Raw genomic sequence first — 20,760 nt, 5'->3', positions numbered from 1 at the left:
CTCAGGGGCGCGCGAGCAATTGCGCGAGGTCGAGCCCCGCGGGCATCCGCCCCGACAGATCGAGCGTGGCGAAAATATCGGCCAGATGCGCCGCCATCACCCGCTCCGCCTCGGCGCCATCGCGGGCATGGAGCGCGGCGAGCAGCGTGGCGTGATCATGGTCGCGGCAGGTCTCGAGCCCGGCCGCACCATAAATCGCCACAATGAGCGAGCTGCGCGTGACCAGATCCTTGAGGATCCGCACCAGCGTGGCATTGCCGCTCGCCTCGGCAAGCCGCAGATGGAACTGCCCCGAGAGCCGGATCGCCTCGTGACGGCTGCCGCGCGCATGCGCCGCCGCCTCCTCTTCCAGCACCGCTGCAAGCGCCGCGAGTGTTTCGGGCGAAGCGCGCTCAGCCACCAGCCGTGCCACGGCGGGCTCAAGTGCGGCCCGCGCCTCGATCACGTCGCGCGCCTGCGCCGGGCTCGGGCAGGCCACATAGGCGCCGCGGTTCGAGCGCAGCTCCACCACCTCGCGCGCCGCCAAAAGCAACAATGCGCGCCGGATCCGCATCCGCCCCACCCCGAAGGCCTTGCACAGTTCCGATTCGGAAAGCTTGGTCCCCGCCGCCAGCCGCCGTTCCATCACTGCCTCGAAAATACGCTCCACGATCTCCGCTTCGGTGATTTCCTCACCAGAAGCGGGATCATCGATTTCTCTCTCGGGGCCGTCGGTCATCGGAGCCATCTCGAAACTGCCTGTCAGAACAGGGAAATACATGGCGGGCGCCCGCTCAACAAGCGCCCGGCGTGGTGACCGCAAGCTTAACAGGAAAGTTGACAGGATTGTTAACAATATTTTCCCTGTTCTCAGCCGCCGCGCCAAGCGCCCGGAACCGGCCACCGCACCGAACAACGACGGTCCCAAGGGAGTATCCACGATGAACAGACGCACCATGCTTCGCACCACCGCGCTTGCGGTCGTGGCGGGCCTCACCTTCTCTGCCGCCACGGCTCAGGCCGAAGACACGCTGAAGATCGGCTTTGTCGGCGTCACCTCCGGGCCGGCCGCGGCCTGGGGCACCTCGAACGTGCGTTCGATGCAGACGCTGGCGGCGATGCTGAACGAAAAGGGCGGCGTCGAGATCGGCGGCACCACCTACAAGATCGAGATCGTCACCTTCGACGACCAGAAAGACCCCAAACGCGCGATTGCCGGCATGGAGCAGATGGCGCAGCAGGGCATTCATTACGTGATTGGCCCGAACGTCGATGACGGCGCCGCCGCAGTGCGCCCGGTGGCAGAGGCCAATGACATCATGTATGTCCCCTATGCCTTCCCGAAAGAGCTGTACACCAAGCCCGCCGAAAACGCGATCCTCGGCATGGTGGCGAGCTATCAATCGGGCCCGGCGATCTACAAATACCTGAAAGAAAACAAGGGCGTTGCGAAGGTCGCCTTTGTTGCTGCGAATGAATCCGACCCGCTGAGCCAACGCGACAGCGGCGTCGAGGCTGCCACGGCGCTCGGCCTTGAAGTGACGTCGTCGGATGTGACCTATCAGGTCGACACGACCGACTTCACCCCGGTGCTGCTGCCGGTGCTGAAAACGCAACCCGATCTGCTTGTCCTCTCGGGTGTGGCCCCCGCCGCCGCGCCGCAACTGATCCGCTCGGCGCGGGATCTTGGCTATACCGGGCTGATCTCGACTGAAACAGCACAGGATGCCAAGGTGATCGAAGAGGGCGCAGGCGATGCCGCGAACGGCTTCATCTCCGTGGGCGGCGCCTCCACCCCCGAGATCGCCTCGGATTACATGAAGGCGTTCGTGGCGAAATACACCGAGATGTTCGGCGAATATAACGACGAGTCGAACACCAAGGTCTATGCGCTCGAATATATCCTCGACACGATGAAGGCCGCCCCGGCATCCATCACCGATATCGCCGCCTTCAAGGCGGAGATGGACACGTTCGAGGCGCCGAACCCGTTCATGAAGGGCGATGCAAAGCTGACCTATGTCGGCACCACCTCGTTTGGCCAAAAGCGGCAGCTTTCGGTGCCGCTCGTGGTGAACGAATATCAGGGCGGCAGCTTCGAGACGCTCTTCGTGGCCACGGTCGACTGAACTGAGCCTTGCCAACACCGGACCCGGCCGCCCAAGGCCGGGTCTTTCCACCCCGGGGAGAGGGACGGAATGGAGCAGATCATCGTCAACGGGCTCTTTCTTGGCGCATCCTATGCGCTGATCGCGCTCGGCCTCACGCTCATCTTTTCACTGATGAACGTGCTCAATTTCGCGCATGGGCAAATGTATGTGCTGGGCGGGTTCATCACCTATACGGTGGTGGCGCAGTTCCATCTGCCCTTCGTCGTCGGGCTGATCTGCTCGGCTGTGGCGCTTGCCGCCCTTGGCGCCTTTGCCGAGCGGTTCCTGTTTGCCCCCGTGATCCGGCGCTCGAAACGCGAAGAAAGCACGATGCTGCTTGCCGCCGGGATCGCGTTTTTCCTCGATGCGGTGACGCTTCTCGTCTTTGGCGAAAAACAACGCGGCATCCCGAAGATCGTGCAAGGCGTGTTCAACTGGGATTTCCGCATCGTCATGCCCTATGACCGGATCCTGATCGGCTGCCTTGCGGTGGCGCTGATCGCCGCCTTCATCCTCTTCATGCGCCTCTCACGCACGGGCCGCGCGATGCGCGCGCTTGCACAAGACCGGATGGCCGCCGAGCTGATGGGCGTCGATGTCGGGCGCTATTCGATGATCGGCTTTGCCCTTGGCGCCATGCTCGCGGGGCTCGTGGGCGGGCTTTTGGTTTCCATCGTGGGCGTCAACCTCGGCATGGGCGGGCCCACCTCGATCAAGGCCTTCATGATGATCATGATCGGCGGCGCGGGCGTGATTTCGGGCGCCATCGCCGGCGGCTTCATCCTTGGCATGCTCGAAAGCGTCGGCCTGTCGCTTCTCGCAGCCTATGGCGACATCACCTATCTCGTCATCTTCGTGTCGCTCCTGATCTTCCTCGCCTTCCGCCCGCAGGGGCTGATGGGCAAACCCTGGGGTTGAGCCATGATCCGTTTTCTGTCCGTGGCGGCATTTCTCGTCGCCCTCTTCATCGGCGTGCCGGTGCTGATCACCCTCACCGGCCGGTGGGATTTCTACTACACCCTCACCTCGGTGGCGCTTCTCTCCATCGGCTCGGCGGGGGTCTGGCTCACCTTCTACATCGGGCGGATCAACATCGGCCAAGGCGCCTATGCGCTGGTGGGCGGTTACGTCGCTGCGGTGCTGATCACCAAACTCGGCTTCAACTTCTGGGCAACGCTGCCGCTCGCGGGGCTCTTTTGCGCCGCGTTGGCGGTGCTGATCGGCCTGCCGATCCTGCGGCTCCGGGGCGTTTACTTCTCGATGGTGACACTGGTGCTGACGGAGGTGGCGCGGCTCTCGGCGCTTGCGCTGCCCGTCACCAATGGCGCGCGCGGCATCACCTCGATCCCGCTGCCCGGCGAAGTGTCGCTCTTCGGCATCACGCTCCTGCCCGATTTCGCCACGCTCGAAAACCCGAAGCTCGCCTTTTACCTGATGGCCGTCACGTTGATGTGCCTCGCCTACCTTGTGCTCTGGCGCATCACCCGCTCACGGCTTGGCCATCTGTTCCGGTCGCTGCAACAGAATGAAGACCTCGCCGCCTCGATCGGCGTCAACATCGCCTTCCTGCGGGTGCTGGCCTATGCGATCTCGTCGTTCATGGGCGGCATTGCGGGGGCGGGTTTCGTGGTGATCTCGCAATCCATCTACCCCTCGTCGTTTCAGGTCGCCGACAGCGTCAACTTCATACTCAACTGCTTCCTCGGCGGGCTTGGCTTCGTGTTCGGCCCGATGCTCGGCACGCTGGTTCTCTACTTCGGCTGGTCGCTCCTTTTTGCGGCGGCGAAATACCAGATGCTGATCTATTCGACGCTCCTGATCGCGGCGATGCTGGTGGTGCCGAACGGCCTTTTGAGCCTGCCTGCGATGCTGCGCGGCAAAGGGGGTGAAAAATGAGCCCGATCCTGCAGATCCGCCATGTGACCAAGCGCTTTGACGGGCTCGTCGCGAACAATGACATCTCCTTTGAGGTCGGCGAGCGCGAGATCCTCTCGGTGATCGGCCCGAATGGCGCGGGCAAATCCACGCTCTTCAAGATGATCTCCTCGTTCCTGCGCACGACCTCGGGCGAGGTGTTGTTCCGCGGCGCGCGGATCTCGAACCTGTCGCCGCATGCCGTGGCGCGCAAAGGCGTGGTGCGCACCTTTCAGGAAACGACAATCTTCCGCTCCATGACGGTGCGGGAAAATGTGATCGTTGCCCACCACCTGCGTGCGCGGGCCTCGCTTGCGGGCTTTTTCTTCGGCTCCAGCGCGGCGCGCGCCGATGAGGCGGCTTTTGCGGCCTCTGCCGACGAGATCATCGGCTTTCTCGGGCTTGGCGCGATTGCCGATGAGCTCGCCTCAAACCTGCCGCAGGGGCATTTGCGCGCGCTTGGCATGGCAATCGGGCTCGCCACCAATCCCACGGTGCTGCTGCTCGACGAACCCTTCGCGGGGATGAACCACGATGAGACGATGCGGATGGTGGCGCTGGTGCGGCGGCTGCGCGACGAGCGCGGCATCACCGTGCTTTTGGTCGAGCATGACATGCCCGCGGTGATGAAGATCTCCGACCGGATCGTGGTGCTCAATTTCGGCGAAAAGATCGCCGAGGGCACGCCGGCTGAAATTCAGGCCAACGAGCGGGTGATCGAGGCTTATCTCGGCTCCGAAGATGCCGCCATCGGGATGTAAGACATGCTTTTAAGCCTCGAAAACATTGAACTTTATTATGACCACGTCTATGCGCTCAAGGGCGTGTCGCTGCATCTGGCCGAGGGCGAGACGGTGGCGTTGATTGGCGCCAATGGCGCGGGCAAATCCTCGATCTTGCGCGCCATCACGGGGCTGCGCAAACCGCGCGCGGGCACGATCACCTATCGCGGCGAACGGATCGACGGGCGCGCCCCGGCGGATATCGTGAAAATGGGCATTGCCATGGTGCCCGAGGGGCGGCGGGTGTTCCCCTTGATGTCGGTGAAGGACAACCTCTTGATGGGCGCCTTTTCGCGCTCCGACAAGGCGGGGATCGCGCGCTCGCTCGACTCGGTGCTCACCCGCTTTCCGCGGCTGAAGGAGCGCTACGGCCAGCAGGCGGGCACGCTTTCGGGCGGCGAGCAACAGATGATGGTGATTGGCCGCGCGCTGATGGCGGCGCCGAAGCTGCTTTTACTCGACGAACCCTCGCTCGGCATTGCCCCCAAACTCGTGCAGGACATCGCTCGCTCCATCGTGGCGATCAGCCGCGACGAGGGCGTTTCGGTGCTGCTGGTCGAACAAAACAGCCGCATGGCGCTGTCGATCTCCTCGCGCGCCTATGCGCTTTCAACCGGCACCGTGGCGCTGACCGGCGCCTCGAAAGAGCTGATGACAGATCCGCGCATCAAGGCGGCTTACCTCGGCGGAGACCTCTGATGCGCCTTTTGGTGATCAACCCCAACACCACCGCGGCGATGACCGAAAAGATCGGCGCCGCCGCACGCCGCGTGGCAAGCCCCGGCACCGAGATCGTGGCGGTGAACCCGGCCCATGGCCCCGCCGCGATCGAGGGCTATTACGACGAGGCGATGAGCCTCGCTGGGCTTTTGGGCCTGATCCGGGGACGGGATGATTTTGACGCCGTGATCATCGCCTGCTTTGACGATACCGGGCTCGATGCGGCGCGCTGCGTGACCGAAAAGCCCGTGCTCGGCATCGGCGAGGCGGCGTTCCACATGGCGGCGATGCTCGCAAACCGGTTTTCTGTCGTCACCACGCTTGGCCGCTCGGTGCCCGCCATCGAGCATAACCTGACGCGCTACGGGCTGATGGCCCGCTGTGGCCGGGTGCGCGCCTCGGAGATCCCGGTGCTGGAGCTTGAAGACCCCGCCAGCGATGCCTGCGCGCGCATCGGTGCCGAGCTTGGCCGTGCCATCATCGATGACCGCGCCGAGGCAATCGTGCTGGGCTGCGCGGGCATGACCGACCTCGCGCAAAGGCTCTCCGAGACCCACGGCCTGCCGGTGCTGGATGGCGTCGTCTGCGCCGTGGCGCAGGCCGAGGCGCTGGTGCGGCTTGGCCTCACCACCTCGCGGCTGGGCGGGTATGCGCCGCCCCGCCGCTGAGGCTCACACCGGCAAAGCCTCAAGCGTGGCCTTGATCAGCGCGATGTTGTCGGGTGCCGAGAAGCGGTGATCGGCGCCTTTCACCATGGTCAGGCGGATGTCTTCCCCCTCGGCATGGTTGAAGAGCTTCACCGCCCAGTCGGGCGGCACCGACCGGTCGAGCGAGCCTTGCAAGAGCCGCGTGGGCATGGGCAGCGGCAGCGGATCGCGCATGACAAAGTGATCGCGCCCGTCGACGATGAATTTTTTCATGATCCGGTAGGGTTGCGGCCCGTATTGCAGATCGACATAGCCTTGGTCCATCAGCGCGGTCTTCTGCTCGTCGGTCAGCGCGGCGAAGTATCCGTCCTCGGTGAAATCCTGCGCCGCCGCCACGGTCACGAGCGCCGCCACCTTCTCGGGGCATTCTCGGGCGAGCAAAAGCGCAAGCCAGCCCCCCATCGAGGAGCCCACAAGCACCTGCGGCCCCTCGGCAATCTCGTGGAGCACGGCCTTGGCATCGGCAAACCAGTCCTTCACCGAGGTCTCGGGGTAGCTCTCGGAGGATTGGCCATGGCCCGAGCAATCAAAGCGTACGAAGGCCCGGCCATTGGCGGCCGCCCAAGCGTCGAGCGCCTCGGCCTTGTCGCCCGACATGTCCGAATGCAGCCCGTGCAGGAACATCACGCCGGGGCCGCTCCCCGAACGCTTCTGATAGGCGATGCGGTGGCCCTCGGGCGTGGTGAAGAATTCGGTCATCGGGTCCTCCTTGCTGGCGGGGCGAGCCTAGCCCCCTGCCCCGCCCTTCTCAAGCGGCGCGAAACGCCGCGGGGGGCGTCGTTTTCGGGATGGACGGTTTCTTGCTGCCGGGCTAGGCGGAGGCATGACCACAACGGACCGCATCCTGCCCGGCATCGTCTTGATGCTCGGCTTCTGCACCATCGCGCCGCTCATCGACGTCGCCTCGAAACTTGCTGCGCAGGCGGTGCCGGTGGGCACCGTCACGCTCGGGCGCTATGTGGCCCAGGCGCTTCTGATGCTGCCAATCGTGGTGCTGCTCCGGCATCCTTTCAGGATGACGCGGCGCGCCGCCGCCATCACCTTCGCGCGCGCCGCGGTCTCGATCACCGCCACTTACAGTTTCGTCGCCGCGGTGCAGGTGATGCCGATTGCCGATGCCCTCGCCATCGCCTTTGTCGAGCCGTTCGTGATCCTGTTCATCGGCCGGTTCTTTCTGGGCGAAGAGGTCGGGCCGCGGCGGCTTGGCGCCTCGGTCGTGGGCTTCATCGGCGCGCTGTTCGTGATCCAGCCCTCCTTCATCACCTTCGGCGCGGTGGCGCTTTACCCGCTCGGCACGGCGGTGAGTTTCGCGCTTTATATCCTGCTCACCCGCGCGCTCTCGCGCCACATGCATCCTGTGCCGATGCAGCTTCATACCGCCTGGGCGGCGATCGTGCTCCTTGCCCCGGTGCTGACGCTTGGCGGGACATTCGAGATTGGCCAGCTCCGTTTTGAGGCGCCCGAAGGGATCTTCTGGCTCTGGTGCTTCTGTGTTGGCCTCGCCTCCACCATCAGCCACATGTCGATGAGCTATGCGCTGAAATTCGCCCCTTCCTCGACCCTGGCACCGCTCCATTATTTCGAGATGCTCACCGCCACGCTTTTTGGTTATCTCGTCTTCGGAGATTTTCCGAATGCGCTCACCTGGGTCGGCGTGGCGATCATCACCGGCTCCGGGCTTTATGTGATCCACCGCGAACGGGTCACGGCACGAGCGCTGCGAGCACCGCGCCCAGATGCGCCTTCGGCACCAGAACCAGCATCGGCCCGGTGATCTCGAGCGTGACCGGCCCGGTCACCTCATTCGAGGTGCCAACGCGGCCCGCGGGGGTGAACTCGAGCCCTTCAAGCGGCCACAAAAGCCCCTCCGCCCGCCCCGAAGCCGGGCCCATAGGGTAAAGGGAAAGCCGCGTGGTCGCGGGCAGATCAAGTCGAAATCGTGGCGGGGCGCGAAAGATCACCTCGTCTTCCGCGATCAGCACGACCGCCTGCGCGGGCCGTGCGGCGATTTCACTGAGCGCGGCAAGGGTATGATCGAGTCGCAACCCCGTAAACCCGAGGCAGAGATAGAATCGCGCCGCCACCCGATCGAGGCATTTACCAAAATCGGTGCTGTCCTGCTCCTCGATCCGGTGCAGCCGGTCGGAAAGCCTTGCCTGCGCCTCTGCGCTGAGGCTGTCGAGATCGCCGATCACCGCTTGCGGCGTAAACCCATGAAATAAAGCGGTTTGAGCCCCGCCATCGGCCGCCACGAGGGCGGGAGCCAGCGCCAGCGCCTTCGTGACATCCGCCGCTTCCGCGACCCCGCCCCCCAGAAGCGTGACCCCGCCTTCAGATTGGACAATCATCTCCGACATGGCATGATTGGTTACGATTAAGGCGAGAGAACTCAAGCGCAAACGCGAAGATTCCACAATATTGCCCCAATTCGTTCACTCGAAAGAACGACTTGGGCGGTCATGGTGAACGTGACGAGTTCAGTAGAAGGCGACGGTCAATGGTTGGAGCGAGCAAGATTCTCACCGTGTCCTACGGGACCTTCTCGTGCACGCTCGAGGGGTTCGACGAGCCTTTCAACACGATGAAGGCGATCGCGGAATATTTCCGCGATCTGGCGGCGGATGACCGCTACTTCGGCGCCGAGCCGCCGCAACCCGATGCCGAGATGCTGCACCGCATCGCCGAGCGTGAGATCCAGCGCCGGGTCGAGGCGAAGATCCAGAAAAACGGCGTGGTGCTGCGCCCACGCATCGGCGCACCGGGCAGCGAAGAGGGCCCGGGCATCGTGGTGCCCTCGGCGCAGCAAGTGATCGCCCCCGAGGCCGTGCCGAATCCGGAGCCGGTCTATGGCGCGGCCTCGGGCGCCTCTTCCGAGGCGCCGCCTGCCGCCGATCCGGTCTCGGATTCGGTGGCCGCCAAGCTGCAACGGATCCGCGCCGCGGTCGCCCATGCCCGCGCGGAGCCCGCATCCACCAGCGAACCGCAACCGCTCCCCGCTGAGACGCCCGCGCCCGAAGCGAGCAAACCGGAGGCGCCCGCGGCCCAAACCCCGGATTTCGACGTCGAACCGGACGCCCCGCAGGAACCGGTTGCAAGCGTCGCTGACTTCGGCTTCGCGCTCGACATTTCCGGCCCGCTGAGCGCCGACGAGACGGCTGCGCTCGCGGATGACGCGGGCATCGAGGCGGATCTCGAGGCAGGGATCGAGACGGCGCGTGCGGAGCAGCCCCCCGCCACGCCGGCGACCGAATCGCAAGCCGCGGATGCCCCGGAAGAAGAGCGGATTGACGAGGCCGAGCGGATCCAGCGCGAGAGGCAGCGCCGGCGCGCCGAACGTCGCGCCGCGCGCCTGGCGATGGCCGAAGTCGAGCAGCTGGAGAAAGCGCGCGAGCTGCGCGCCGAGGCCGAGGCCGAGGCACGCCAGACCGCGCAAACAGCGGCGGAAGACAACACCGAAGACAACGCCAAGGTGACAGCGGAAGAGGTGGTGCCTCCCCCCGCTGCGGCGCGTCCGGTCATCCGCGCCCGGGTGATCAAGCTGCGCCGCGCCGAACCGGCGCCCCCCGTCGCACAGGAGATCGCGTCGATTGATGCCGCCGCGCCAACCGAAGCCGCGCCAGTGCCGGAAGATGCCGAGGCGCTGCTTGCCGCGGTGACCGCCCAGCTCGGCTCCGACAGCGCGACCCGCACCGAAGCGGAGATCGCGGCGGAGGTCCCGGAGGCCGATGACACGCTGATGGCGGAACTCGCAACGCTGGCCGAAGACCTGCCCGACGATTCCGACTGGGGCAGCCTTGCCGCCGTGCAACATGCTCTGGCCGAGGCCATTCCGGACGAGGCGGCGCTGCTGCCGCAGACCGAAGATGCCCCCGCTCCGATCGCCGCCGCCCCGGCCGAGGATACGCCCGAAGCATGGGATGCGGCAACAGACGCCGCAGAGACCGAAACAGATCTCGACGCGGGAGGCACAGCCAACAGCGCAGCGGAGATACCGGACGAGACGCTCGCAGAAACACCCGCAGAGACGCCCGCAGAGACGCCCGACGCCCCGGGAGTGGCGCCCTCCGTCGCGCCCGTCCCCGCAGCGACCCGGGCTCCGCAGCCGCTTGCCGAAGGAGATCTGTCGCGGCTCCTCGAGAAAACCGATGCACAGATGGCGGGCAGCGAAAGCAAGCGCCGGATCTCGGCGATTGCCCATCTCAAGGCCGCCGTGGCCGCAACAGTGGCGGACCGGCGCGCCGGTGCCCGCGCACGGGCCGAGATCGAGACCGACGAGACCGAGCCCTATCGTCAGGATCTGCGGCAGGCCGTGCGCCCGCGCCGCCCGCTGGGGCTGGCCGAGTCCGGGCCCCGCGCCGCCGTCTCCGGCGCCCGGCCCGAATTGCGTCCGGCCCCTCTCGTGCTCGTCTCCGAACAACGCGTCGATCACCTGCCGCGCACCGAAGAAGCCCATGCCCAGGCGGTGCGTCCCCGCCGGGTCAGCACCGCGAGCCTGCAACGCCTGCGCGCGGAGGACGACCTTTGCGATCCGGAGGAGGACGGCTCAGCAACCGCTGCAGATGAAACCACAACGGGGTTTGCCGAATTCGCCCGCGCGCGGGCGCCGCAAGGTCTGGCCGAATTGCTCGAGGCCGCCGCGGCCTATACTGCGCAGGTCGAGGGACGGCCGCATTTCTCGCCGCCGCAGATCATGCGCAAGGTGACCGCGCTCGAGACCGAGGACATCAGCCGCGAGGACCGGTTGCGGGTGTTCGGTACGCTGCTGCGTCAGGGCAAGATCGCCAAGGTCAAACGCGGCCAATATGCGATCACCGAGGCGAGCCGGTTCTTCGAGCGGCGCGCCTGACCCTGAGGCGGGCGCGCCTGCGCCCGCCGAGGCCAATCAGCAAACGGAGGGGCAAAGCCCCTCCGTTTTCATTTTTGCTCAGGGGGAGGCGCTTCCGGGTCGGCCTTGCCGACACCGATGAAGATCGGTTTCAGCGGCACGATCCAGAGGAAGCCCAGCACGACATAGACCAGAACCGAGCCCCACCAGGGCAGCATGCCCCAGCGCGTCTCGGCCCAGGCCACGGCCGAGACCGCCACCACGATATAGGCTGGCAGCCCCAGCACGAGAACGAGCAGCGAGAGCCGCCGACGGGTGCGATAAGAGAGCGCCATCAGTCTTCGAACGGGTCGGTGACAAGGATCGTGTCATCGCGCTCGGGGCTCGTCGAGAGCATCGCCACCGGGCAGCCGATCAGCTCTTCGATGCGGCGCACATATTTGACCGCGGCACCGGGGAGGTCGTTCCACGAGCGCGCGCCTTGCGTGCTTTCCGACCAGCCCTCAAGCTCTTCATAAACCGGCACGGCTTTCGCCTGCAGCGCGGCCTGGGTGGGCAGATAATCGTAGCGCACGCCATCGACATCGTAGCCCACACAGATTTTCAGCACCTCGAACCCGTCGAGCACGTCGAGCTTGGTCAGCGCGATGCCGTTCATGCCCGAAATCGCGCAGGTCTGGCGCACCAGTACCGCATCGAACCAGCCGCAGCGGCGCTTGCGCCCCGTGACCGTGCCGAATTCATGCCCGCGCGTGCCAAGACGCTCGCCATCCTCGTCCTTCAGCTCAGTCGGGAACGGGCCTTCGCCCACCCGCGTGGTGTAAGCCTTGACGATGCCAAGCGAGTAATCGACGGCATTCGGGCCAAGCCCCACGCCCGTCGCCGCCTGCCCCGCGATCACGTTCGAGGAGGTCACAAAGGGATAGGTGCCGAAGTCGATGTCCAGAAGCGAGCCCTGCGCGCCTTCAAAGAGGATCCGCTTGCCCGCCTTGCGCAGCTCTCCAAGCACCTTCCAGACCGGCTTGGCATATTGCAGGATCTCCGGAGCAATCGCCTGCAGATCGGCAATCAGAGCGTCACGGTCGATCGGCGGCAGGCCCAGCCCCTCGCGCAGCGCATTGTGGTGGATGAGCGCGCGGTCCACCCGCGTCGCCAGCGTCGCCGCATCGGCGAGATCGGCCACGCGGATCACGCGCCGCCCCACCTTGTCTTCATAGCAGGGGCCGATGCCGCGCCCGGTGGTGCCGATCTTCGCGTTAGAGCCCGCCGCCTGCGCCTCGCGGGCGCGGTCCAGCTCGCCATGGAACGGCATGATCATCGGCGTGTTCTCCGCCACCATCAGCGTCTCGGGGGTGATCTGCACGCCCTGTTCGCGGATCGCGGCGATCTCTTTCAAGAGGTGCCAGGGGTCGAGCACCACGCCATTGCCGATCACCGAGAGCTTGCCGCCCCGCACCACGCCCGAAGGCAGCGCGTTGAGCTTGTAGACCTTGCCGCCGATCACCAGCGTGTGGCCCGCGTTATGGCCGCCCTGAAACCGGGCCACGACATCGGCGCGCTCGCTGAGCCAGTCCACGATCTTGCCCTTGCCCTCGTCGCCCCATTGGGCGCCGACAACCACCACGTTGGCCATGCATCTTTCTCCGCTGGTGTGAAACCGTGCGACATATAGCGAGCCGGGCGGGCGGGGGGAACCGCTTTTTCGCCGCAATCGGCCCCACTTCCCCCACGATCATGCGACTGCGCGCCTCAGCGCCCCGCAAACGGGGTTGCGCGCGAGGCCCCATCCGCCTAGATAGGCGCGTCGATAGAAAGAAGGCGCGCGCCCCTCATGGAAAACGTCCAGAACGTCATTCTCGTCGTCCACCTCGTGTTGGCGCTTCTGCTGATCGGGGTGGTGCTCTTGCAGCGCTCCGAGGGCGGCGGGCTCGGCATGGGCGGCGGGGGCGGTGGCGGTGGCACCGGCGTGATGACCGGCCGTCAGGCCGCCAATGCGCTCTCGAAGGTCACCTGGGTCTTTGCGGCCGCGTTCTTCGCCACTTCGATCACGCTCACCGTTTTTGCCGCGCGGGCCGCGAAAGAGGGGTCGGTGCTTGACACTCTGAGCATCACCGCGCCCGCCGAGGCGCCCGCCGAAACCGGCTCGCCGCTCGTCGGCGCCCCGCCGCCGGCGGCCGATGAACCGATGCTGCCGCCGGTTCCGGCCGCACCCGCAACCGATGCGGCCCCTGCCGCGGACGCCCCGGCGACGGAGGCACCTGCGGCCGAAGCGCCCGCGAACGAAGCCCCCGCTGAGGAAGCTCCGGCGGCCGATGCCGCAACCGACACGCCGGCCGAGAGCCCGGCGGAAACTCCGGCGCTGCCGATGGGCGTCTCGCCCTATTCGGACGCCCCCGCCTCGAACTGAGGCGCTCCGAAGCTCTGTCCCGCGCGCCCTCGGCGCGCGTCCCATCTTCATCTCTCCACAATGTTTAGGGGCAACCGCCCTTCTTAACTCAATCTGTTGCGGTCCGGTTGCGGGCGAGCCGCGAATCATGTAACACTCAAATCCCGTGATCCCGGTTCATCCGAACCAGGAATGCTATGGAATTTGCTGATCACGGGGGCCTCATGGCACGTTATGTCTTCATCACCGGTGGCGTGGTTTCCTCGCTCGGCAAGGGTCTGGCCTCGGCGGCGCTTGGCGCGCTTTTGCAGGCACGCGGCTTTTCGGTCCGCCTGCGCAAGCTTGACCCCTATCTCAACGTCGACCCCGGCACGATGTCGCCCTTCGAGCACGGCGAGGTTTTCGTCACCGATGATGGCGCCGAGACTGACCTCGACCTTGGCCATTACGAGCGTTTCACCGGGGTGAGCGCGCGCAAAACGGATTCGGTCTCCTCCGGGCGGATCTATTCGAACGTGCTGGAAAAGGAGCGCAAGGGCGCCTACCTTGGCAAAACGATCCAGGTGATCCCGCACGTTACCAATGAAATCAAAGACTTCATCGCAATCGGCGATGATGAGGTTGATTTTATGCTCTGCGAGATCGGCGGCACCGTCGGCGATATCGAGGGGCTGCCCTTCTTCGAGGCGATCCGGCAATTCGCGCAAGACCGCCCGCGCGGGCAATGCATCTTCATGCATCTGACGCTGCTGCCTTATCTCGCCGCCTCGGGCGAATTGAAAACCAAACCCACCCAGCACTCGGTCAAGGAGCTGCGCTCGATCGGCCTGCAACCCGATGTGCTCGTCTGCCGCTCCGAACATCCGATCCCGGACAAGGAACGCGCCAAGATCGCGCTGTTCTGCAACGTGCGGCCCGAGGCGGTGATCCCGGCCTATGACCTGCGCTCGATCTATGAGGCGCCGCTCGCCTATCACCGTGCCGGCCTCGATCAGGCGGTGCTCGACGCTTTCAACATCTCCCCCGCGCCGCGCCCCGACATGAGCCGCTGGGAAGATGTGATGGACCGGCTGACCAATGCCGAGGGCGAGGTGCGTGTAGCGATCGTCGGCAAATATGTGCAGCTCGAAGATGCCTACAAGTCGATCGCCGAAGCGCTGACGCATGGCGGCATGGCGAACCGGGTGAAGGTGAAGGCCGAGTGGATCGACGCCGAGATCTTTGAGCGCGAAGACCCGGGGCCGCATCTGGAAAGCTTCCACGCGATCCTCGTGCCCGGCGGCTTTGGCGAACGCGGTACCGAGGGCAAGATCCGCGCGGTGCAATTTGCGCGCGAGAAGGGCGTGCCCTATCTCGGCATCTGTCTGGGCATGCAGATGGCGGTGATCGAGGCGGCGCGCAATCTCGCCGGTGTCGCCAATGCGGGCTCGGAGGAATTCGACCACGAAACCGGCAAGAAGCGGTTCACGCCGGTGGTCTATCACCTCAAGGAATGGGTGCAGGGCAACCACCGCGTCGAGCGCAAGGTCACCGATGACAAGGGCGGCACGATGCGGCTCGGCGCCTATTCGGCGGCGCTGAAGGAGGGCTCGAAAGTTGCCGATGTCTACGGCGCCATCGACATCGAGGAGCGCCACCGCCACCGCTATGAAGTCGATATCAAATACCGCGCGGCGCTTGAGGGCTGCGGGCTCTTGTTCTCGGGGATGAGTCCCGACGGGCGGCTCCCCGAAATCGTCGAGCACCGCGATCATCCCTGGTTCATCGGCGTGCAATTCCACCCGGAACTGAAATCGAAACCCTTCGCGCCGCATCCGCTCTTTGCGGGCTTCGTGAAGGCGGCGCTCGAACAGAGCCGTCTGGTCTGACCCGCACGGGCCGCGCCCGCCTCGCGGGCGTCCCGGTGAGGAAAATCTCCGCTCCCGGATCGCGGCACAGGGCCGCTTCTAGTCTTCGATCCTCAGACGGCCTGCCAGCCAGGCCGCCTCGGCGCGCGCCGGGGCAACGATGCGCTCGGCCAGCAGGCCCCGCAGTCGCGCCGCGACGGCACCCGGCATCTCTCCCATCGCGCCTGCGCGCGCGCTCAGCACGATGCGGCGCGTGAGCGCCTCGCCGGGAAGCGGCGCAAGCGCAACGCCCTGGCGCTTGCCATGCAGCACCCCCGTCGGCGTCAGGATCGACCAGCCCTGCCCCGCCGCCACCATGGCGAGGATCGCGGGCGTGCTGTCGATCTCGAACCGGTGCCCAGGCGCCGCCCCCGCCCGCGCGAGATGCGCCGCGATCTGCCGGCCCATCACGGTGCGCTGCGAATAGTGCAGAAGTGGCAGCTCTGCCTCCACCTGACCCTCGGGCCAAACCGCGATGAAAGGCTCGGTCAGGAGCGGATGCCGTTCAAGCCCCTCCCCCGCGCCGTCGAGCTCCGCCGCCACCACCATGTCGAGCGCGCGCGCCTCAAGCTGAGCGGCAAGCCGGTGGCTCGGACCGGTTTCGAGCAGGAACCGGCAGGCGGTAAGCTCGACCCCCATGCTTGCAAGCAGCAAGGGCGTCACCTCGGCCTCGAAATCCTCGATCATACCGAGCCGGAAGCTGCGCAATCCGGCCGGATCCGCCAGGCCGACACCGGCCCGGCCTTTGGCCAGTTCGTCGAGCATCGCCTCGGCATGCGGCAGAAAGGCCCGCCCCGCCGCCGTCAGGGCAAAGGGGCGCGCGGAGCGGTCCACAAGCTCGGCACCAAGCGCAGCCTCAAGCGCGGTGATCTGCTGGCTCACCGCCGAGGCGGAAACGCCAAGCCGGCGGGCGGCGGCGGTGATTGCCCCCTCTTCCGCCGTCGCCACCAGCATTTCCACCGCCCAGATGCTGATCTTTTCGCCCCGCCCGCTCACATCTCCGCCTTTCGCGCCGCAACACCCGGCGCCACAATGCGCGGTCCCCGCCCGCCTTGGCAAGCCCGACCGCCCCAGTGCCCACCGCCAATGGATACGGGGGCTGCCGCACAGGTCCCGCACCAACGCGCCGGAGTGAAAGGCAGGGGTCTTCGCGCAAGAACCCTGCCTTCGACCTGGAACAAATATCCCGGGGGTGAATTTGCCTCTGGTCAAGAGAGGGCTACGGCCCCTCCGCGCGCCCGTCGCATGCGCCGCGCAGCCGATCCGGACCGGGGGGCTGGGGGGCGGGGACTAGGCCCCGCACCTCAAGCTCTCAAAGCTTGGAAAGTTTCGACTGCAATTCCGCAAGCTGCTTCTTGATCGCGTCAAGCTCCTCGCGGCCGCTCGCGCCCTCGGCATCTCCCTCACCCACGGCAGCGCCCCAGCCCGCCATCATCGATTTCAGGAACGCTTCCTGCTGGCGTTGCAACGCCTCGAACCCCGGCATCGACGCCATCGGATTGGGCATCGCCGAAAAATTCTCCATCATCTTCGACTGCCCCTCGCGCAGCATCTCGAAGCTCGCAGCAAGAAATTGCGGCACCACCGATTGCGCCTGTGTCGTATAGCTGCGCACGAGATCGGTGAGCACATCGACCGGCAGCACATTCTCGCCCCGGCTTTCATGCTCGGCGATGATCTGCAGCAGATATTGCCGCGTCAGGTCATCGCCCGATTTCAGATCGACGATCTGCACTTCCCGGCCCTGCCGGATGAAGGCGGCGATATCCTCGAGCGTCACGTAATCGCTTGTCTCGGTATTGTAGAGCCGTCGGCTGGCATAGCGTTTGATCAGCAACGGCTTTGCATCTTCGGCCATGTCGTTCTCCTCCCCAGAATGTCATCGGCCAATTTGTTTGGTCCGTTCTTTTTGGCGCTGCAGCAATGATTAAGCCGCGCTGCCGCAAAAGCAACAAAAGAAAAGGGCGCACCGAAGTGCGCCCCGGGCGGCCGACAGGGAGGAGGAGGCCGGACCGCCCCTTTGCTCAGAGCGTCACGCTCATTTCGCCGCGCTGGCGGTGGCGGTGGCTTTCTTGGCAACCGCGGTCACTTCTTCGGTGGCCTTTTTCATCGCCGCGGTGGTCTCTTCCGAGATTTCCTTGCCGGCCGAGAGCATCAGCTCGACGGTCTCCATCTGCACTTTCTTCGCCACTTCGGCGAAGGCGGCGAGGTTTTCCGCAGCCATCTCGGCCGAGGCGGAGGCGAAATCGCTCATCGCCTTGGCATAATCGGCGGGCTCGACTTTCGAGGCGGTCAGCGCGCCGACCTTGCCAAGCGTGTCCTTGGCCCATTTGGCGGAGATATCGGTCGATTTTTCAGCGGCTTCGAGCGCCACTTTCGCCATTTTCTCGCTCAGCGCGGTCTGCGCCTTGAACGCGTCTTGCATCTTCGACATGTCCATCGGCATCGCCGACATCATGTCTTGCATCATCTTGGTGAAATCTTGGGTCTTGGCCATTGGGGTTCTCCGGGTTTTGGGGGGCCCTTGGAGGCGGCGGGGCCCTGTCGCTTGAGAAATATATACATGCTGCAGTGCAGCATTTCAACAAAAACCTGCTGCGTTGCAGAAATTTCATCCAAGAATTTTCAACCCAGACGTGCGCCCTGACAAAAAACACGGCTGCTCAGAGGCTTCGCTTGCGTGCCCCACCCCTCAAGGCGCGCGCCAGGGCAGCGTTCCGGCGGGCAACCGCCTCCCGAACCGGTCCACAAGCATCACAAGCCCCGCCACAAGCGCGAGGGCGACCACCGAAATCGCCGCCGCAGCGGTCGAATTGCCCTCATATTGCATCGAGAAGATTTGCACGCCGATCGTCTCATGCCCCGCCGACCACAACAGCGCTGAAACGGTGAGTTCGTTGAGTGCGGTCATGAAGATCAGCACCGCTCCCGCCACGGCGGTGGGGGCAAGCACCGGCGCGGCGATGCGGGTGACGCGGCGCACCACCCCCACCCCGGCAATCCGCGCCGCCTCATCGAGCGCGGGATCGGTACGGGCGATCTCCGCCTCGACCGGGCGCAGCACGAGCGGCAGGAAGCGACCGAGATAGGCCATGAGCAGGATCGCCGCGGAGCCGTAAAGCGAGACACCGACGAGCGGCAGCGGGCGCAGATAGACGAGGATCATCGCAAGGCCAAGCACCGTGCCCGGCACGACAAAGCCCGCATCCGCAAGCCAGCCGAGGCCGCGCCCGAGCGGGCTTTTCGCCACGCCGCCGAGCCAGCCAAGCAGGATTGCCACCAGTGCGCTGAGCATAGCGGCCGCGAGCGAAAGCGCGAAGGAATTGGCAAAGCCGCGCTGCACGGCGGGGCTCGAGAGAACGGTCTCGAAATTGGCCAGCGTGGCGGTTTGCGCGCTCAGGGGCACACCGAGCGCTGGTATGAGTGCGGTGGCAAGAAGCGCGGCGAGCGGCGCCAGCACCAGCACCCCCAGCACGGCCCAGAGCGCAAGCGCGAGGGGGATCCCCGCGCGGCCGGAGCCAAATCCGGTAAAGCCGGGCCCGGAGGCAAGCGGGACCGAAAGGCGCTTTTGCACGATCTGGCGCGCGATGAGCGCCGCGAGCGCAAGCGCAACGAGCACAAGCGCAATCGCCGCGACCTTGCCGATCACCGCGGGGCCAAAGCCGTTCAGGCGCTGATAGATGAGCGTGGTGAGCACCGAAAACCGCCCCGGAATGCCGAGCAGCGCCGGCACCCCGAAATTCCCGACCGCGGCGGCAAAGGAGAGCATTGCCCCCGCGGCCACGGCGGGCAGCGTGAGCGGCATCAGCACGCGCGCCACGATCCGGGCCGTGCCAGCGCCGGCAATGCGCGCGGCCTCCACCAGATCGGCGGGGACCGATTGCAGCGCCGCGCGCGCGGCGATGAAAACAAGCGGCATATGCTCGATTCCCATCAGCCAGACCACGCCGCCCCCCGAATAGAGCGGGTTCGGGCGCCCCGGCGGCGGTGCAAGGCCGAGGGGGGAGAGGAGCGCCGAGCCCGGCCCCATCAGCTCGATCCAGCCCAGAGCCATGATCTGCGAAGGAATGAGCACCGGCGAGAGCGCAAGGAAAGAGGCAAGCGCCCGCCCGGGGAGTCGCATCAACCCGGTGGCAAGCGCGAGGCCGAGCCCCAGCACAACCGAAACCACGACCGAGCCCGCAGAGGACCAGAGCGTGTTCCAGAGCGCACGCTGAAAGGCGCGGCTCGCAAAGGTGTCGCGCAAGAGCCCGAAAGCCGCGCCGCTCTCATCTGGCCCCAGCGCCAGCACAAAGAGCCGCGTGAGCGGATAGAGCGCGGTCACGGCAAGGTAAAAGGCGACGAGGGCGGCAATCCATCGGATGCCGCCCGCGCCAAAGGCTCTGCGCCTGACATCAGCCACCGAAGAGATCAGCGAAATGCTCCTTGTTCGCCTGGTCTTCCGCCATCAGCTTCGTGGCATCGAGCGGCAGGATATGCAGGCTGTCGAGCGCCGGATAGCCCGCGGGGGCGGCCACCCCCTCGATGATCGGGAAATAGCCCTGCGCGACCGATTGTTCTTGCGCGGTCTTCGAGAGCTGCCAGTCGACAAAGGCCTTGGCACCCTCGGCGTTGTCGGTGCCCGCGACGATCGCCACCGGCTGGGTGATCGCACTCACGCCCGTTTCGGGCCAGACGAAATCGACCGGCGAGCCCTTGGCCTTCGCGTTCATCGCCATGTATTCGATAATGATGCCATAGGCCTTTTCACCGCGCGCCACGGCCTCGATCACCGTGCCATTGCCCTGCCCCGCCACGGCGCCGTTCTTGGCGAGATCTTCGTAATAGTCCCAGCCGAATTGAGGCTGCTGCGTCATCGTGCCGACATGGATCACCGCGGCGCCCGAGTAAAGCGGGCTCGGCATGATCGTCTGCGCGGCCACCTCGGGCGCGCGCAGATCGTCCCAGCCCTTCGGCGCCTCTTTCACCAGATCGGTGTTGTAAACGATGCCGGTGGTGATCAGCTTCGTGCCGAAGAAGGTGTGATCCGGGTCGATGAGGTCGGCGGGAATGCCCGCCACCGGCGCATCGTCATAGGCCATCAGCCGGCCGTCGTTTTTCAGCTGCGTCATCGCCACCGCATCGGCAATCAGCAGCACATCGGCGGGCGTCTTTCCGGCCGCGAATTCGGCCTGCAGTTTGGTCATCAGCTCGGTCGTGCCAGTTCGGAACACCTCCACCTTCACATCGGGATAATCCTTGTTGAAGGCCTCGACCACTTTCGCCATCTGCTCCTGCGGCTGCGAGGTATAGACGGTGATCTCGCCCGAGGGCTGGGCGAAGGCCGGACCGGCGAGCGCCATCAGCGCGAGCGTCACAGTGCGAAGAGAGGTCATGAGGGGCTCCTGTTCTTGAAAGGTCGGGTCGTTCCG

20 protein-coding genes are annotated in these 20,760 nt (G+C 65.7%); 10 read left to right on the top strand and 10 right to left on the bottom strand.

Annotated elements, in window-relative coordinates; genetic code table 11:
- Position 1: 1 nt before the first annotated feature.
- Positions 2 to 760, bottom strand: a complete 759-nt coding sequence (locus tag CRO22_RS18665; RefSeq protein ID WP_176518626.1) for a GntR family transcriptional regulator — start codon at positions 758 to 760, stop codon at positions 2 to 4.
- A gap of 160 nt (positions 761 to 920) precedes the next feature.
- Between CRO22_RS18665 and CRO22_RS11440 the strand changes: the two genes are divergently transcribed.
- The 6 genes from CRO22_RS11440 to CRO22_RS11415 all read left to right on the top strand — a co-directional run bounded on the left by CRO22_RS11440 (position 921) and on the right by CRO22_RS11415 (position 6,213).
- Positions 921 to 2,108 carry an ABC transporter substrate-binding protein gene (locus CRO22_RS11440; protein ID WP_097070283.1) on the top strand — a complete coding sequence of 396 codons (1,188 nt, stop codon included), beginning with the start codon at positions 921 to 923 and terminating at the stop codon, positions 2,106 to 2,108.
- Positions 2,109 to 2,177: 69 nt separating this feature from the next.
- Positions 2,178 to 3,047, top strand: coding sequence for a branched-chain amino acid ABC transporter permease (locus CRO22_RS11435; protein ID WP_097070282.1), 870 nt, complete (start codon positions 2,178 to 2,180; stop codon positions 3,045 to 3,047).
- A 3-nt stretch (positions 3,048 to 3,050) separates the two neighbouring features.
- Complete coding sequence (locus CRO22_RS11430; RefSeq protein ID WP_097070281.1) at positions 3,051 to 4,025, top strand: branched-chain amino acid ABC transporter permease; 975 nt, start codon at positions 3,051 to 3,053, stop codon at positions 4,023 to 4,025.
- Entirely contained in the window at positions 4,022 to 4,804 is a 783-nt protein-coding gene (locus CRO22_RS11425) for an ABC transporter ATP-binding protein (RefSeq protein WP_097070280.1), read from the top strand. Before CRO22_RS11430 ends, CRO22_RS11425 begins: the two co-directional genes overlap by 4 nt.
- Positions 4,805 to 4,807: 3 nt before the next feature.
- Positions 4,808 to 5,524, top strand: a complete 717-nt coding sequence (locus CRO22_RS11420; protein ID WP_097070279.1) for an ABC transporter ATP-binding protein — start codon at positions 4,808 to 4,810, stop codon at positions 5,522 to 5,524.
- A complete protein-coding gene (locus CRO22_RS11415; protein ID WP_097070278.1) occupies positions 5,524 to 6,213 on the top strand; it encodes an aspartate/glutamate racemase family protein in 690 nt (229 codons plus the stop codon). The genes CRO22_RS11420 and CRO22_RS11415 overlap by 1 nt, the downstream gene beginning before the upstream one ends.
- Positions 6,214 to 6,216: 3 nt before the next feature.
- Here the strand turns inward: CRO22_RS11415 and CRO22_RS11410 are convergent, their stop codons facing one another.
- Complete coding sequence (locus CRO22_RS11410) at positions 6,217 to 6,951, bottom strand: alpha/beta fold hydrolase (protein WP_097070277.1); 735 nt, start codon at positions 6,949 to 6,951, stop codon at positions 6,217 to 6,219.
- Between the two features lie 124 nt (positions 6,952 to 7,075).
- Between CRO22_RS11410 and CRO22_RS11405 the strand changes: the two genes are divergently transcribed.
- On the top strand, positions 7,076 to 8,026 hold the full coding sequence (locus CRO22_RS11405; protein WP_097070276.1) for a DMT family transporter: 951 nt from the start codon (positions 7,076 to 7,078) through the stop codon (positions 8,024 to 8,026).
- Here CRO22_RS11405 and CRO22_RS11400 read toward each other — a convergent pair.
- On the bottom strand, positions 7,956 to 8,609 hold the full coding sequence (locus CRO22_RS11400) for a thiamine diphosphokinase (protein ID WP_097070275.1): 654 nt from the start codon (positions 8,607 to 8,609) through the stop codon (positions 7,956 to 7,958). The two genes, CRO22_RS11405 and CRO22_RS11400, sit on opposite strands and share 71 nt — an antisense overlap.
- Positions 8,610 to 8,776: 167 nt before the next feature.
- Here CRO22_RS11400 and CRO22_RS18875 point away from each other — a divergent pair, with 167 nt between their 5' ends.
- Positions 8,777 to 11,098: a hypothetical protein gene (locus tag CRO22_RS18875; protein ID WP_176518625.1), complete on the top strand. Its 2,322-nt coding sequence runs from the start codon at positions 8,777 to 8,779 to the stop codon at positions 11,096 to 11,098.
- Positions 11,099 to 11,166: 68 nt separating this feature from the next.
- On the opposite strand, the gene CRO22_RS11390 is transcribed toward CRO22_RS18875, so the two are convergent.
- Together CRO22_RS11390 and CRO22_RS11385 are read right to left on the bottom strand one after the other, a co-directional pair.
- The gene (locus CRO22_RS11390; protein WP_097070273.1) at positions 11,167 to 11,412 is read right to left on the bottom strand and encodes a DUF2842 domain-containing protein; all 246 of its coding nucleotides are present in this window, start codon (positions 11,410 to 11,412) and stop codon (positions 11,167 to 11,169) included.
- Positions 11,412 to 12,710: an adenylosuccinate synthase gene (locus CRO22_RS11385; RefSeq protein ID WP_097070272.1), complete on the bottom strand. Its 1,299-nt coding sequence runs from the start codon at positions 12,708 to 12,710 to the stop codon at positions 11,412 to 11,414. Before CRO22_RS11385 ends, CRO22_RS11390 begins: the two co-directional genes overlap by 1 nt.
- Before the next feature lie 198 nt (positions 12,711 to 12,908).
- Here CRO22_RS11385 and secG point away from each other — a divergent pair, with 198 nt between their 5' ends.
- Both secG and CRO22_RS11375 read left to right on the top strand, forming a co-directional pair.
- Complete coding sequence (secG, locus tag CRO22_RS11380) at positions 12,909 to 13,484, top strand: preprotein translocase subunit SecG (RefSeq protein WP_097070271.1); 576 nt, start codon at positions 12,909 to 12,911, stop codon at positions 13,482 to 13,484.
- 203 nt (positions 13,485 to 13,687) lie between these two features.
- The gene (locus tag CRO22_RS11375; protein ID WP_097070308.1) at positions 13,688 to 15,331 is read left to right on the top strand and encodes a CTP synthase; all 1,644 of its coding nucleotides are present in this window, start codon (positions 13,688 to 13,690) and stop codon (positions 15,329 to 15,331) included.
- Positions 15,332 to 15,409: 78 nt separating this feature from the next.
- Here CRO22_RS11375 and CRO22_RS11370 read toward each other — a convergent pair whose 3' ends face one another.
- The 5 genes from CRO22_RS11370 to CRO22_RS11350 form a co-directional block, all read right to left on the bottom strand.
- On the bottom strand, positions 15,410 to 16,345 hold the full coding sequence (locus CRO22_RS11370; RefSeq protein ID WP_245860956.1) for a LysR family transcriptional regulator: 936 nt from the start codon (positions 16,343 to 16,345) through the stop codon (positions 15,410 to 15,412).
- Between the two features lie 316 nt (positions 16,346 to 16,661).
- Positions 16,662 to 17,207 carry a polyhydroxyalkanoate synthesis repressor PhaR gene (phaR, locus tag CRO22_RS11365; protein ID WP_097070270.1) on the bottom strand — a complete coding sequence of 182 codons (546 nt, stop codon included), beginning with the start codon at positions 17,205 to 17,207 and terminating at the stop codon, positions 16,662 to 16,664.
- A gap of 180 nt (positions 17,208 to 17,387) precedes the next feature.
- A complete protein-coding gene (locus tag CRO22_RS11360) occupies positions 17,388 to 17,846 on the bottom strand; it encodes a Phasin (RefSeq protein ID WP_097070269.1) in 459 nt (152 codons plus the stop codon).
- A gap of 195 nt (positions 17,847 to 18,041) precedes the next feature.
- Positions 18,042 to 19,751, bottom strand: a complete 1,710-nt coding sequence (locus tag CRO22_RS11355; protein ID WP_097070268.1) for an ABC transporter permease — start codon at positions 19,749 to 19,751, stop codon at positions 18,042 to 18,044.
- The gene (locus CRO22_RS11350) at positions 19,744 to 20,724 is read right to left on the bottom strand and encodes an ABC transporter substrate-binding protein (RefSeq protein WP_097070267.1); all 981 of its coding nucleotides are present in this window, start codon (positions 20,722 to 20,724) and stop codon (positions 19,744 to 19,746) included. Before CRO22_RS11350 ends, CRO22_RS11355 begins: the two co-directional genes overlap by 8 nt.
- Positions 20,725 to 20,760 lie beyond the last annotated feature (36 nt).

This window comes from Rhodobacter maris, from assembly GCF_900217815.1.
Classification (GTDB): Bacteria; Pseudomonadota; Alphaproteobacteria; order Rhodobacterales; family Rhodobacteraceae; genus Rhodobacter; species Rhodobacter maris.
This window is presented reverse-complemented; position numbering and strand designations above follow the sequence as displayed.